The sequence below is a fragment of the Myxococcales bacterium genome (assembly GCA_016712525.1).
Taxonomy (GTDB): Bacteria; Myxococcota_A; Polyangia; order Polyangiales; family Polyangiaceae; genus JAAFHV01.
The window spans coordinates 261,699-274,899 of the sequence record JADJQX010000007.1; the positions used below are offsets into that span (position 1 = coordinate 261,699).

At 69.4% G+C, this 13,201-nt stretch carries 12 protein-coding genes; 3 read left to right on the forward strand and 9 right to left on the reverse strand.

The genetic code is table 11. The annotated features are described in order from the left end of the window. The 5 genes from IPK71_18275 to IPK71_18295 form a co-directional block, all read right to left on the reverse strand. Complete coding sequence (locus tag IPK71_18275; protein ID MBK8215682.1) at positions 1-189, reverse strand: energy transducer TonB; 189 nt, start codon at positions 187-189, stop codon at positions 1-3. A gap of 721 nt (positions 190-910) precedes the next feature. Beyond that, positions 911-1,372: a biopolymer transporter ExbD gene (locus IPK71_18280; GenBank protein MBK8215683.1), complete on the reverse strand. Its 462-nt coding sequence runs from the start codon at positions 1,370-1,372 to the stop codon at positions 911-913. Next, positions 1,372-2,136: a MotA/TolQ/ExbB proton channel family protein gene (locus IPK71_18285; protein MBK8215684.1), complete on the reverse strand. Its 765-nt coding sequence runs from the start codon at positions 2,134-2,136 to the stop codon at positions 1,372-1,374. Before IPK71_18285 ends, IPK71_18280 begins: the two co-directional genes overlap by 1 nt. Positions 2,137-2,226: 90 nt before the next feature. Next, positions 2,227-3,312 (reverse strand): tRNA pseudouridine(13) synthase TruD, encoded by a 1,086-nt coding sequence (locus IPK71_18290; GenBank protein MBK8215685.1) that lies wholly within the window; start codon positions 3,310-3,312, stop codon positions 2,227-2,229. A 121-nt stretch (positions 3,313-3,433) separates the two neighbouring features. Next, on the reverse strand, positions 3,434-4,807 hold the full coding sequence (locus IPK71_18295) for an HAD-IG family 5'-nucleotidase (GenBank protein MBK8215686.1): 1,374 nt from the start codon (positions 4,805-4,807) through the stop codon (positions 3,434-3,436). A gap of 305 nt (positions 4,808-5,112) precedes the next feature. On the opposite strand from IPK71_18295, the gene IPK71_18300 reads away from it, so the two are divergent. Then, on the forward strand, positions 5,113-5,826 hold the full coding sequence (locus tag IPK71_18300; protein ID MBK8215687.1) for a glutamine amidotransferase: 714 nt from the start codon (positions 5,113-5,115) through the stop codon (positions 5,824-5,826). A 51-nt stretch (positions 5,827-5,877) separates the two neighbouring features. On the opposite strand, the gene IPK71_18305 is transcribed toward IPK71_18300, so the two are convergent. From IPK71_18305 to IPK71_18320, 4 genes are all read right to left on the reverse strand, one after another. Continuing rightward, the gene (locus tag IPK71_18305; GenBank protein MBK8215688.1) at positions 5,878-7,167 is read right to left on the reverse strand and encodes a hypothetical protein; all 1,290 of its coding nucleotides are present in this window, start codon (positions 7,165-7,167) and stop codon (positions 5,878-5,880) included. Further along, positions 7,164-8,816, reverse strand: coding sequence for a DUF58 domain-containing protein (locus IPK71_18310; protein MBK8215689.1), 1,653 nt, complete (start codon positions 8,814-8,816; stop codon positions 7,164-7,166). Before IPK71_18310 ends, IPK71_18305 begins: the two co-directional genes overlap by 4 nt. After that, positions 8,813-9,691: a MoxR family ATPase gene (locus tag IPK71_18315; protein ID MBK8215690.1), complete on the reverse strand. Its 879-nt coding sequence runs from the start codon at positions 9,689-9,691 to the stop codon at positions 8,813-8,815. The genes IPK71_18310 and IPK71_18315 overlap by 4 nt, the downstream gene beginning before the upstream one ends. A gap of 62 nt (positions 9,692-9,753) precedes the next feature. Then, on the reverse strand, positions 9,754-10,950 hold the full coding sequence (locus IPK71_18320; protein ID MBK8215691.1) for a TerB family tellurite resistance protein: 1,197 nt from the start codon (positions 10,948-10,950) through the stop codon (positions 9,754-9,756). Positions 10,951-11,158: 208 nt separating this feature from the next. On the opposite strand from IPK71_18320, the gene IPK71_18325 reads away from it, so the two are divergent. Both IPK71_18325 and IPK71_18330 read left to right on the forward strand, forming a co-directional pair. Continuing rightward, on the forward strand, positions 11,159-11,995 hold the full coding sequence (locus IPK71_18325) for a HEAT repeat domain-containing protein (GenBank protein ID MBK8215692.1): 837 nt from the start codon (positions 11,159-11,161) through the stop codon (positions 11,993-11,995). A 41-nt stretch (positions 11,996-12,036) separates the two neighbouring features. Continuing rightward, complete coding sequence (locus IPK71_18330; GenBank protein ID MBK8215693.1) at positions 12,037-13,191, forward strand: glycosyltransferase family 4 protein; 1,155 nt, start codon at positions 12,037-12,039, stop codon at positions 13,189-13,191. Positions 13,192-13,201: the final 10 nt, after the last annotated feature.

Below are 13,201 nucleotides of genomic sequence, written 5' to 3' on the forward strand. Positions count from 1 at the left end.
TCACCTCGCGAAGGTGACGTTGGCGGTGAACACGCCGGCGACGGGTTTTCCGTCCCGGTCGAGGGCGGTCTGGTAGGTGCGTTGCATCGCGCAGGCTCGCGCGGCGCGACCGAACCCGTGACCCGGGTCGGAGAGCACCTTCGCCTGACCGGGCCGACCGTCGGGGTTGACCGAGACCTGCACCAGCACCGCGGCTTGGTCGATGTTGTCGACGTCGGCCTCGGGAGGGGAAGGGGCAGTCGTTCCAGCTCTTGGATCCGCCGAGCCCCGCGTTGCGCGAGCGGTCGGGACCCGCTGGGGCCACCGGGGCTGCCGTGCCCGTCCCTCCGACGACGCCCGTGGGCGAAGCCGTGGGGGCGCGAACGGCGGCCGTGGCGGTTCCGGCGGCCATCGTGGTCCCCCCCGCATAGGTCGAACCGGTGCCCGTGACGAAGCTGTTCGTCAGGTCGACGGGCTCGTCGGGTTTCGTCTCTTGAGTGAGCACCGCGCCGGCCTGCGCGGCGGCCGCCACGGGGGCCTCCTTAGGGGCCTCGGGAGCCTTGAGATCCTTAGGAATTTCCTTGGGTTCCGGCTTGGGCTCTTCCTTCGGCTCTTCTTTGGGCTCCTCTTTCGGGGGCGGAGGCGCGGGCTCCGCGAGCTCCACGTCGAAGGCCTGCATCGGAGGGGCCGCAGGAGGGCTCGGCAGGAGCTTGGCGAGGAGCAGCCCGATGAGGCTCATGAGCACGATCGTCATGCGCACGAGCCACGGAAGGAGGAGGTGCAGCAGCACCGCGATCCCCGACGCCACCCACACGACGTGACCGCCGCGACCGTCGAGGCCGAGGACGCCATCGAGCGCGGACTCGCGAGGCGATGACGGTCGTCCTGCGGGGCGGTGGTAGGCGTGCTGCATGGTGGGCCGGGCTCGGGGTCAGGGCTTGGGGGCGGGGGCGGGGGCGGGGATGGTCGCGGGGCTACCCGATGCGACGGGCGTGACCCCGAAGGCGATCTTGGACACCTTGGCGTTCTTCAAAATATCGAGCACGTGGATCACCCGCCCGTGCGGCACGGCCGAGTCGGCCTTGATGACCGCGCGGAGGTCGGCGTTCTTCTGAGCCGCGTCGGTGGCGAGCGCAAGGATCGCGTCGTCGTTAGGGACGGGCTTCGAGTCGACCTGGGTCGTTCCGTCGGCCGCGAGCACCACGCTGAAGACGACCTGGATGTCGCTCCGGCCGCTCGAGGCCTTCGGGAGGTCGAGCGGGACGTTCGACTGGGACACGATGATTTTGGCCGTCACCATGAAAATGATGAGCAAAACCAACATGATATCGACGAGCGGGGTGACGTTGATCCCGTTGATCGCGTCGTCGGAGTCTTGAGCGCCGCCGGCCATTAGCCTTCGTCCTCTTCGTCTTTGGCCTTCTCGTCTTTGGCCTTGTCCGCCTTCTTCTTCGGCTCGTCGTCTTTCTTGGACGCGGGCTTGGAGACTTTGGCGGGAGCCTTCGCGAGCTCGGCGAGGGCCTCGGGGTCGGCCTTGAGGTGCGCCAAGACGAGGGCGCTCATCGCGTCCGTGTTGGCGAGCGTGCCCTTCACGATGCGCTGGAACGTGTTGAACGCCGCGACCGCCGGGATGGCGACCAGAAGACCGACCGCCGTGGCCACGAGCGCCTCGGCGATATTGGTCATGACGGCCTCGGGGGCGACCGCGGCGGCAGGAGCGGCCACCGCACCCGGGGCAGCCGCCTTGACCTTGCCGAGCTCGTCGAAGGCGCCGACGATGCCGATGACCGTGCCGAGCAGCCCGATGAACGGGGCGTTATTTCCGAGGGTTCCGAGGAACGCGAGCCGCTTCTCGAGCTTCATGCGCTGGAGGGCCGACGCCCCCGCCATGGCCTCTTCGGCGCTCTCGGCCCCGAGCTCGGCCTCGACGATCCCCGCGACCACCACCGCCGCCTCGGCGCTGGGGGAGGCCTCGAGGCGCCGTCGCGCGCCGTCGATGTCGCCCGAGCGGAGCAGCCTCGCGAGGTCTTTCATGAGGGACGGGATGTCGTCCCGCAGGGACCAGTAGAGGAAGGCCCGCTCCAGCGTGATGGCGAGGGAGACCACGCTCAGGACGAGCATGAGGATCAACAGCCAGCCGGCGCCGAGGCCGACCATCGCACTTTTCACGCGCTCGATGAGCTGATTCACGTCCGTTCGTTCCTTCTCGGGGGAGGGCGGGGGGAAGCCTTACCGCCCTACGATGCGTCACGGGTCGATGGGGTCGCCGTCTTGAGAGCCGTCCGCGGAATCGTGGGCCGGCTCCGAGGAGCCTTCGTGCGCGTCGACCACCCGGGCAAGGACGGTCGTCGCGTAGGCACCCTTCGGTAGCACGAATTCAACCAACAGGTCGGGGCCTTGTTCCCCTGGCGTAGCCTCGACTCGGCAGGCCACGTCCTTGGGGCGGAGGACCAGCGGTCGTCGCGTGCCTTCGCCGAGCTTTTGTGTCGCCGCGAGGTCGAACGAAGGCCCGAGCTCGCGCGCGACGATCGCGGTCTCGAAGGCGAGCGCGTCGGCCTCGGGTGAACGCATCTTCACGCCGAACATGGGACCCGTGGGCCCGAGCTCCCCCCGAACGGCGCGGTCCGTGTCGGTGGCGACGTCGGTGCAGACGAACATTCCGCCGGTCTCGAGCTTGAGGAGGTCTCCGAGCAGCGGCCGATTCCAGGTGCCTTGGGCCTCGCGTTCGGCGAGCACGGCGTTGAACACGTGCGACTGGAGGGAGGAAAAGAGGAACTTTTTGGCGCGAAAATCGCGCGGGCCACGCTCTTTGCCCGAGAGGAACGCGAGCGCTCGTTCGACGTTGTCGCCGTACTTCCCGAAGCGCTGCGCGCCGAACGCGTTCGGCACACCGGACTCGCCGAGCGCCAAAAATGCCCGAGAGATCGCGGGGAGCTCGGCCTCCGGCAGGCCCCGCAGGCGGATCGTGAAGCGGTTTCCGTCGAGGTGGCCGGTGCGGAGCTTGTTTTTGTGGCGGGCGAGGGACAGCACCTCGAGCGTCCCGTCGGGCTCGATCGCGCGGGCCTTCTCTTCGACCTTGGTGCCCGGGAGCGCCGGGATCGAGAGCCACTGGGTGGTGACGGCGACCTTGTCCTTGAGGCCAGCGACGCCCACGTCTCTCCGGGGCACGCCGCAGGTGTCGGCGATGCGGGCGACCGCGTCGTTCGTCGTGAGGCCGCGCTTCTTGATGTGGAGGTAGAGGTGGTCTCCCTGGCCCTCGGGGAGGTAGGCGGGGATCTCGTCGACCACGAAATCCTCGGGAATCACCTTGAACCGTGCGCGCGGTTTGTCCACGCACGAGCTTCTAGCGCGAACCTCGAGAAAATGAAATCCAGTTGCGCGAAAGGCCTCCGGGATCCCTTGCGGCGCGTCTATGTGACCGGAATCGTTGGGGTTGTGCGAAGGGGTGGCGCCGTCAGTCCCCGATTTCGTGCGCCATCTCGTCGCGGGGGCTTCGGAAGGTCTGAGCCGGCGAGTAGGCCGAGAGGTTCGACACTCGCGACGTGTAGATGCACGCGTACTCGTCGACCTGCTTGCCGAAGCTCGACTGTTCGTTGCCCTCTTTCATGAGCGAGCCGAAGTAGGCGTGGAAACGCGCGTCGGACCGCCGCTCGATCGCCGTCGCTTCGGCCTCGATCTGGCGCAGCACTCCGCGGATGCGCTCGACGGCGCGCTTCACGCGGAGCCGCTCCGCCTCGAGCTTGTCGGACGGGTCCTTCTCGAGCTGGCGGGTGAGGTCCTTGATGCGCGCCTGGTAGAAGCGGAGATCGTCCTCGTGGCGCTCGCGCAGCTCCTCGAGCCGGTCGAGCGTCTCGAAGTCTTCTTTGCAGGAGGCGTGGGCGAGCACCTCGACCTCGAGCTCCTGGATGATCATCGCCGTGCGCCAGGCCGAGTCCTTCTTGGAGCGGAGGATGTCGCCGTAGATGTGATCGCCGACGTAGAGCACCTGGTCGCCGGTCACGCCCATGGCGCGCTCGAGCTCGTGGAGGTTCCCTCCCTCGTAGACCTTCCCGCGCTCGAGGGGAAACGTGACCGGCTTCGTCCGACCGTTCTCGTGCTCGAGCAGAGGTCGTCGCTCCTGAAAGAACGCGGGCTTCGTGGCGGCGACGATGACGACGTCGAAGAAGTTCCGCCACGACGGGTACTCGCTCATGCTCCCACCGAGGAGGTAGGTCATCATGCGCTCGGTGTACGCCCAGCGCGAGTTCGTGAGCAAAAAGAGCCGCTTTCCGGCGCTCCGGAGCTTGTGGAGCGTGGGCGCGAGCTTCGGGTCCTTGATGACGAACCTTGGCAGGTCGGCGAGGATCGCGTCGAGGATGGTGCCGTCGCGGTGGGCCTCGTCGATGCACTCGCGGATGTCCGTGAAGAGCTTCGCGTAGTCGACCGCGTAGCCGCGATCCTCGAGGGTGTGCACGAGGGCGGTGTAGGTGACGGCCTCGGAGAGCGCGTAGAGCGTGTCGATCCAGTGGTACCGCGGCGTCGCGGGGCGCACCTTCTTCGTGTGATAGAGGGCGCGGAGCTCCTCTTTCGTGAGCTCACGGAAGCCGTGGAAGCCCTTGTTGACGTTCTTGTAGCGGTCCATCTTCAGCACGTGGCCGAAGCGCTTGTCGATGAGCAGGCCACGCACCGCGAAATCGATCGGCACCTCGACGTCTCGGATGAGCTCGGGGTACCCGCGCCCGATGAGCTTCGTGATGGTCGCGTCGATCGACAGCCGGTCCATCTCGGCCTGGTTGTAGATCGCGAGCGTGTAGTCCATGTCGAAGCCGACCCACGCGATGTTGCTCATGCGCAGGTTGCGGTTGCAGAAGACGCGCTCGTGACGAGGGATGCGCGGGGGGCGCTCGCGGGCCAGGAAATCGTCGAGGGGGAGGACGAGCTGTTCGGTTCCCTCACGCGCCGCGCTCTCGGGGGCGGCGGTGGGCTTCGCGTCGTTGGTCAATCGGGTCGAGCTCCTCGGGGCATGCCGCGCGGGCCGTGGGGGCCGGCGAGGGCCGCGCGCCGGCACGCGCTTAGGGGAAGCGTCCCACGGGCGCAGGGGAATTGGCAAGTCGGCGCGCGCGCGTGTGCCGAAGTGGCGTACGCTTCGGAGCCATGCGTCCTCTCGTGGTCTTGCGCTCCGGCGACGTGCCCCCTCCCATCGCGGCTACGCGTGGCGAGTACCTCGGGTGGTTTCGGCGCGAGGTCGGCAGCACCTGGACGCACGCCTGGCTCGAGCACGACGTACGCACCGGCGGCGCGTTCCCGGATCCGGCCGAGGTCTCGGGCTTCGTGCTCACGGGCTCGAGCGCCAGTGTGACCGAGCGGGCGCCGTGGATGCTCGCCTTCGAGGCCTACTTGCGCGACTGTGTCGCCCGCGACGTGCCCATGCTCGGGGTGTGCTTCGGCCACCAAATCTTGGCGCAGGCGCTCGGTGGGCTCGTCGAGAAGAACCCGAACGGCCGCGAGATCGGCACACGCGAGGTCCGCGTACTCGAGCCCGATCCGGTCTTCGACGAGCTAGGGAGCACGTTCACCGTCAACACGACGCACGTCGACAGCGTCACGCGCCTTCCCCCGGGGGCGAGGGTGCTCGCGCGCACCGAGCTCGAGCCCCACGCCGCGTACGCGCTGCCGGGCCGAGCGCGAGGCGTGCAATTTCATCCCGAGATCGACGGCGACGCGATGCGGTCCTGGGTCACCCTGAGGCGCCCTCTCATCGAGGCCGAGGGGCTCGACGCCGACGCGATCCTCGCGCGGTCTACGGACACGCCCGCGGGCGGCGCGATCCTCCGGAGCTTCGTGCGCGAGCTCGTCCTGGGCCGCTGACTCGAGCTTTCGCTCCTGCGTAAGCGTTCGTTATGATTGAACAATCGTCTGCTACGAGAGAGGCCGGAAGTACGACTTCAGGCGCTCGAAGGCGGTCATGTCCTTGCGTAGCTTCGTGGCGGCGATGACGGCCGTGGCCTTCATCGCCATCGCGTCGCCTTTGGCCACCGTGAAGCCGTAGCGGGTGCGCTCGTAGATGACCGCGGCGCGATCGAGCTCGTCGATGGTCTTCCCGCTCGCGCGGATGCGGCCGACGAAGTCCTCCACCGAGTCCGACGGCTTGGGGACGTTGCCGGCGTCCTCCGCGGCGATCCGCACGTACTCCCAGAGGTTGTCGATCCGTTCGCTCGGTGGCGTCGGAAAGATCGGTGTCACGAGGTGGCTCGTGAGCGCAGCGCGCTTCAGGGGGCGGTAGAGCAGGGCGAGCAGGAGGAGCGGCCAGAGCACCCCGGCGGCGGCCTTCGCCGAGCTGCCCGCCTGCTGCATCGCGCGCAAGATGGCCTCTCCATCGAGCTCGGGGGGGCGAGGGGTGCGCCCCGGGCGATCGTCGGGCTCGTGGCTGTGTGCGCCGTCCTTGCCTTCGCGATCGCCCTTCCCGGTGCGCCACAGGTACGGCGAGATCACGGCTGTGAAGGCGAAGATGAGGGCGACGATCCCGAGGAGCGGAAGGAGGTTCTTCTTGGGCAGCGCGGCCACGTCGGCGCGGTGCTTCTTGTGCACGCGGCGCTCGACGGCGCCCGAGAGCGCCTGCCAGTTCGACACGCGCATGGCCTGCTTCGACGTCATGAACAAGACGAGGCCGAGGATGAAAAATCCTAGCAGTATCAATGGGATAGGGAGCCACGCCGAGACCTTGCTCTTCTCCCACGTCGAGGCGCGCCCCTCCTCGTTCAAGATCACCATCACGCTCCCGATCCATCCGACCGCAGGCCAGAAGACGCCGAGCAGCTCGAAGCGATGATGGAGGGCGACCATGCCGCTCGGGAACGCGAAGCAGAAGAAGAAGATCGAGATGCCGACGGCGGGGGGGAGGTCGGCGCGCACGGCGACGATCAGGTAGACCGCCATCACGATCGAGAACGTTCCGACGATCAGCACGGGGATCGTGCGCACCCGGAGGAGCGCGACGAGCTGCCCGAGCAGGATGCCCGCGAACCCCGAGGCGACCGCGGCGAAGATCTCGAACACGTTGTCGCGCGAGCCGCGCTCGTACGACAGGATGGTCACGAAGAACGCGAAAAAGCCGAGGCCCGTGAAGAGCGAGTAGGCCAAAATAGGCTTCCACGCGAGCTTGAGCGACTCGACGAACGAGGGGCGCCACTCGGCGACGGGAGAGCTCATGGCGACTCCAAGGCGAGGGTGGGGCCGGCGCGGCGCAGGCGGAGCACGTGAGCTCCTCGCCCTCGCGCGAGCTCGGTGACGTAGGCGGCTCCCCGGCCGGCGCGATCCTGTGCGGCCTTCGGGCTCGGCTTCGCGCGGAAGAGGCCGAGGTAGTCCGTGCGGTTGTCGTCGGAGCCGACCGGGTAGCGAAAGAAGAGCAGCTTCCCGAACGCACCGAGCGTGCCCTTGGGGAGCTCGGCGGCCGTCTCGGAGACGATCTGCGGATCGGCGAACACGACGCTCGATCCCGGGCCCACCGCCGCGGCGGAGGCGCCGAAGCCCGCGGTGAGGAAGATCGCCGACATGTCCCCGGGAGGCTTGGGGAAGGCGTCGAGGGGCACCTTGGCCTGCCACGCGACGTCCGCCCCGAGGGCTCGCCACTTGCGCTCTTCCCCGCGCCGCGCGGCGAGCTCCACGACCCGCACCCCTCCGCTCTCGTCACGCGTCGCCACCGCGAGGCTCACCTTCTCGCCACGCTTCGCGAGCGTATGGGCGAGCGCCACCCACCCCTCGACGAGCAGATCGAGCAGGGACTCGAGGTGCTCCTCGATGACCCCGTCGGCCTCGGGGAGGTAGCTGTCGAGGACGAGCAGCACCTTCCGCGGCGCGTACGGCACGGCTTCGGGCACGCGGACTTGGAGCGTGCCGGTGCGCACGCTGAGCTTCCAATGCAGGCGTCGCACGTCGTCGCCGGGAACGTAGGCGCGCACGCCGTAGTGCTCTTCGGTGGCCATGCGCGAGAGCATGCTCAGCGCGCCCTCGGCCTTCGCGAGCGCGCGCGGCTTCTTCTCGAGGGCGAGAGGGCGCAGCCGGGGTAGCGCGCGGAGGCTCGCCGTGGCCCGCGAGGCCACACGTACGCGCGTGAGCCCGAGGACGTCCTCGTACCAGATGGTCGCCGGTCCGAGCGCGTAGACGCCGCGAGGGGTGCGCGGCAGCGGGGCGGAGACGGTCGCGTCCGCGCGGGACACGGACCTGTCGAGGGCGAAGCGCGTCTCTCCGCCGAGCCTGCGCGGGAGGCTCTCCTCGATGTGCAGGCGAAACGCGGGCGGTACGGGCACCTTCGAGAGCACGAAGCGCTCCTCGACGGCCTCGCCGGCGTCGACCACGGCGGGCTGGAGCTCGCGCTCGATCGAGCCTCGCCCGCGCTTGATGCGATCGTCGAAGGCCCGCACCGAGAAGGCCGAGACGAGCGTCGCGGCGGTGGCGAGCACGTAGTTGATGCCGAGCCCCGCGACCGCGAGCACGCCGAGCTGCGCCCACTTGGCCGAGAGCGCCAGCGCGACCGCGATGAGCGACGAGAGCGCGAGCGAGATGCCCCGGCCCGTGAGCACACGGACGTGCCTGTCGAGGGCCTCGACGAAGCCCGTGAACCCGCGAACGCCGGCCTCGCGGAGCGCGCGCCGCTCGCGCCCGACCTTGACCGAGATCGCGACGAGCTGCGCGAAGAGGAGGGGCACCGTGAAGAGGGCGAAGTACCGCGTGAGCTCGCCGCTCGACTCCTCGACCTCGCGTGTGTCGAACACGAGCGACGAGAGACCTCCGACCCCCCACGGGAGCAGGAAGAGGAGGAGGCCGTGGAAGCCGGCGCGGACGAGCTTCAGGAAGGTCATGCCGGGGCCGGGACCCGCTCCGTGCACTGGGCGACGAAATCGCGGCCCACCTGCGAGTCGGCCGTGAGCACGCGGTGGCCGAGCACCTCGGGAGCGAGGACCTTCACGTCCTCGACGTTCACGAACCCGCGCCCCTCGAAGAGCGCACGCGCTTGGCACGCCCGCGCGAGCAGGAGGGTGGACCTCGGCGAGACGGAGCGCAGGTTTCGGTGATCGGAGCGGAGCGCGCGCAGGATCGCGACGAGATACCGCCGGATTTCGGGTGAGACGTAGATGTGGGGAACGGTGCGCTGCCAGGTGAGCACGTCGTCCTTCGTCACCACCGCCGACACGTCGGCGAGCGGCGATCCGCCGAGGTGCACCTCGAGCATCTTCACCTCGGCGTCCTCCGGAGGGTACCCCACCGAGAGCATCATCATGAACCGATCGAGCTGCGCGGCGGGCAGGGGATAGGTGCCCTCGTCGTCGAGAGGGTTCATCGTCGCCAGGGTGACGAACGGGGCCTCGAGCTTGTGGGTCGTGCCCTCGATCGTGACCTGCCGCTCTTCCATGACCTCGAGCAAGGCCGACTGGGTCTTCGGCGGCGCGCGGTTGATCTCGTCGGCCAGGAGGACGTTCGTGAAGATCGGGCCCGGCTGGAACTCGAAGGCCTTCTTGCGCATGTCGAACACGTTCGCTCCCGAGACGTCCATGGGGAGGAGGTCGGGGGTGAACTGGATGCGCTTGAACGCGCCGGACACGCTCGCCGCGAACGACTTTGCGAGCACGGTCTTGCCGACGCCGGGCACGTCGCGGAAGAGCACGTGGCCCCCGGCGGCCACGGCCCAAAGCACACGCGCGATGACCTCGTCCTTTCCGAGGATGACGCGCCTCATGGAATCGAGCACGGCGCGGAACTGCGCCCGTAGGACGTTGGGATCGATGGCGGGCGGAGCGGTCACGGTTCTTGGTTCTCCCAGCGGGACGACAGGACGAAGCGGCGAATTCGGAGCCAAAATTGGCGGGCGGCGGACGACTGCGCGTGCTCGTATCCCCAGAGCCAGGTCTCGACCTTCTCTTCGGGGATCTGCCAGGCCGAGCCGTACGCGCGCACCACGCGGAGCTCGGCGTCGTCGCCGAGGCCGTCGACCATGGCGACCTCGCACATGAGCTCCACGATCTTCTCGCGGCGGTGCTTCGGGACGTACCTCGCCACTTCTTGGGGAGAGTAGACACGGATCTCGTCGTCGGCGAGGGGGGCCATGCCTTCGCTCGCGAGGAAGGCGTCGACGAACGCGCGCTCGCTCGGGTGGATCTCTCCGTCGGCCGAGATGACCGACACGAGCGGGTAGAGAATGGCGCGAGGGGGGGCCGAGCGCGGCGGCTCGTGCGCTTCGTGGCCTTCGCTTCCCGCAGCTCGCGCGGTCGAAGGCGGGGGCGGGGGCGGGGGCGGGGCTTGGGCCGCGAGCACGGGGGCAGCCGGACGGGCCTCCACCACCGTGTCGCGAGGGACGGTAGGCGCACCTGGGATGCGGAGCGTCGCGGGGGGCGGCTCGTCGTCGGCGCCGAGCACACGAATGGGGGGCGTCGCGCTGCGTCGCACGGGGCGCACGGATCGAGGTCCGCGCCTCTCGTCCGTGCCATCGGACGAGCCGCCCGTGGCTCGGCCTCCGAACGCGAACGGATCCATGACGGTCTCGAGCACGTCCCCCGCGACGAGCCGCGCATGAACCTCGGACGTCGACTCCGCCACGAAGGTCGCGCGCACGAGCTCCTCGGCGTCGTCGAAGCCCTCGCTCGCGGCCCACTGCGAGAGGCGCGCCTCGAGCGTCGCGCGGTCCAAGAGATCCGCAGGTCCCGTCACGTCGACGAGAGCGGCCCTCACGCCGCAGAGCCCGCAACGGCGAACGTCGAGCGCCTCGGGCTCGAGAGGCGCCCGGCACGCGGGGCACAAGTTCGTCGGGATCGACTGGAGGTCGTCGCACGTCGTGCCCGACACCGTGCCTACCTTCGTGACTCCACAAAGCTTGCAGCTCGCCCGCGCGGGGACACCGAAACGGCACGCGGCCTCGCGGGCGTCGTAGGTCTCCGCGAGCCCACCCTCGAGCCGGCAATGCGGGCAGTCTTCTTGAAGCTCGACGGCGTGTCCGCGCATACCCCGTGGGCTCGATGGTATCGGCTCCCTCGCGGGGTGTCGTGCTTTCCTTGTCCCATCCATCCCCACATGGGCTCCTGACGTAGGTCCATGTCCCCCAAGAGTGACCTCGGGGATCGTGGATCTCCTTGCGTCCATGGGGGGAGCGCGTTCAGGATCGGCGAGGTCGTCGGCTCCGTGGTCGTGCGGAGAGAAGGAGTGGCACTCGATGTCAGGGCACCCGTCGCATCACGCGCCTCCGCAGAAGCCGAGCGGCCGCTTCGCCGCTGTCCTTCTTGGCGCGCTCTTCGTCGGCATGGTGGTCGCTCCGCTCGAGTCGACCGCCCAGTCGCAGCCCAACGGCGACAACCGTGTCCGCATCGTCCAACTCCTCCAACTGGGCCGTTCGCACGGCCCGAACGCCCGCGCCGAGCTGGAGAAGAGCCTCGGGGATCCGTCCGAGTCGGTCCGCATCGCGGCCGTGACCGGCCTCGGGGCGCTCGGGGACGTCGGCGCGGTGCGCGCGCTCGAGGCCCGCGCCGCCGTCGAGCCCCAGGCGTCCGTGCGTCAACGCATCACGGACACGATCTCCAAGCTCAAACGCTCGAGCCTCGACTCGGCCAAGTTCGTCGTCCAGCTCGGCAACATGACGAACGTCACCACCGTGAGGAACTCGCAGCTCCCCGACGTGATGCGCGCGGCCGCGAAGACCCACGCCGCTCACCTCAAAGGCGCGGTCGTGGTCGAAGGCCCCGGCGACGCGCTCCTGCAGAAGGCCTCCGAGAAACACCTCCCCGTGCTCGTGCTCGACGGCCAACTGTCCAAGCTCTCGCGCGCCGACGGCGCGGGCAACGTGACCTACGCCGCGCAGGTCGAGTTCGTGGTCCGGAAGGCGCCGAGCCAGGTCCTCAAAGGGACGTTCCACGGCGGCGCCGCGGGCAGCGACTCGTCCAAGGCGCTCGAGAGCACGAAGCGTCTCGCCGAGCTCCAGGGCGAGGTCGTCAGCGGCGCCGTGGAGAGCGCGCTCCGCGGGGCCGAGCACGGCCTCGCCGAAGCGAGCCGCTGAGCATCCCCCCGCTCCCTTTGCAGCCCTGGTAGGGTGGCGGCGTGAGCTCTCGCCCCCGCGTCCTCTTCGTGTCGAAGCCGATCGCCCCGCCGTGGCACGACGGCTCCAAGAACCTCGTGCGCGACGTCGCCGAAAACCTCGTCGACGCCGTGCCCACCGTGATGACGACCGAGGCGTTCTCCGAAGCGAACGACCTTCGGCCCTTCGTGCGCGTCGAGCCCGTCTACCGCGAGGGCGGGGGGTTCTCTCCGGCCCTCTTCGCCAACGCACGCGTGCTCTCCCGGCTCCTTCGAGGCGAGCCCCACGACCTCTGGCACTTCGTCTTCGCGCCGAACCCGGCGTCCTCCGCGGCCGCCCTCTTCGCGAAGCGGTTTCGACGGGCGCTCGGCTTTCGGGGCCCCGTGGTCCAAACGATCGCGAGCGCCCCTCGTTCGTTCGACGGGGTCGCGCGCCTCGTCTTCGGCGACCGCGTCGTCGCGCTCAGCGAGTGGACGCGCGGCAGGCTCGTCGGCGCCGGGGTGAAGGGGGTCCCCATCGAGGTCATTCCGCCGTGCGCGCGCGCCCCCGAGGTGCCCGCGGAGGCGGACGTCGAGGCGCTCCGGCAGAAACACGGCCTCTTCGGAAAAGTCGTTCTTTATCCAGGGGATATCGAACACTCACGTGGCGCTCGCAACGTGGTCTCGGCGTTCCCGGGCATGCTCTCGCGGCACCCCGACGTGACGCTCGTGCTCGCGTGCCGCAAGAAGACGCCTCGCGCCGAGGGCGCCGAGCGAGAGCTCTCGGACGCGATCGCACGCGCCGGGCTCTCGTCGAAGGTGCGCTTCGTGGGCGAGGTCGCCTCCATGCCCACGCTGCTCGCGGCCTCCGACGTCGTGGCGTTCCCCGTCGACGACCTGTACGGCAAGGTCGACGTGCCTCTCGTGCTCCTCGAGGCGCTCGCGCTCGGTGTCCCGATGGTGGTCGCTGGCGGCGGGCCCCTCGAGGCGCTCGGCGACGCGGCCCATGTGGTCCCCCTCGGAGACGACGAGGCGCTCGCCCATGCCGTCGTCACGCTCTTTTCGCCCGACGCGCGGGCCCGCGCCGCCGAGGCCGGGAAGGAGCTCCATCGTGCGCGCTTTTCCCCCGAGGTGGTTGGGCGGGCCCACGACCGGCTCTACGCGGACGCGCTCGGTGGCGGGGCGCCGCGATCGGGCTGAAAAACGCGAG

Bases quoted from the DNA above. Each gene is read 5' to 3' on its own strand.
- IPK71_18325 (MBK8215692.1), top strand. From the start codon at position 11,159: ATGTCAGGGCACCCGTCGCATCACGCGCCTCCGCAGAAGCCGAGCGGC.
- IPK71_18305 (MBK8215688.1), bottom strand. From the start codon at position 7,167: ATGAGCTCTCCCGTCGCCGAGTGGCGCCCCTCGTTCGTCGAGTCGCTC.
- IPK71_18285 (MBK8215684.1), bottom strand. From the start codon at position 2,136: ATGGTCGGCCTCGGCGCCGGCTGGCTGTTGATCCTCATGCTCGTCCTG.
- IPK71_18280 (MBK8215683.1), bottom strand. From the start codon at position 1,372: ATGGCCGGCGGCGCTCAAGACTCCGACGACGCGATCAACGGGATCAAC.
- IPK71_18300 (MBK8215687.1), top strand. From the start codon at position 5,113: ATGCGTCCTCTCGTGGTCTTGCGCTCCGGCGACGTGCCCCCTCCCATC.
- IPK71_18315 (MBK8215690.1), bottom strand. From the start codon at position 9,691: ATGAGGCGCGTCATCCTCGGAAAGGACGAGGTCATCGCGCGTGTGCTT.
- IPK71_18310 (MBK8215689.1), bottom strand. From the start codon at position 8,816: ATGACCTTCCTGAAGCTCGTCCGCGCCGGCTTCCACGGCCTCCTCCTC.
- IPK71_18295 (MBK8215686.1), bottom strand. From the start codon at position 4,807: ATGAGCAACATCGCGTGGGTCGGCTTCGACATGGACTACACGCTCGCG.
- IPK71_18320 (MBK8215691.1), bottom strand. From the start codon at position 10,950: ATGCGCGGACACGCCGTCGAGCTTCAAGAAGACTGCCCGCATTGCCGG.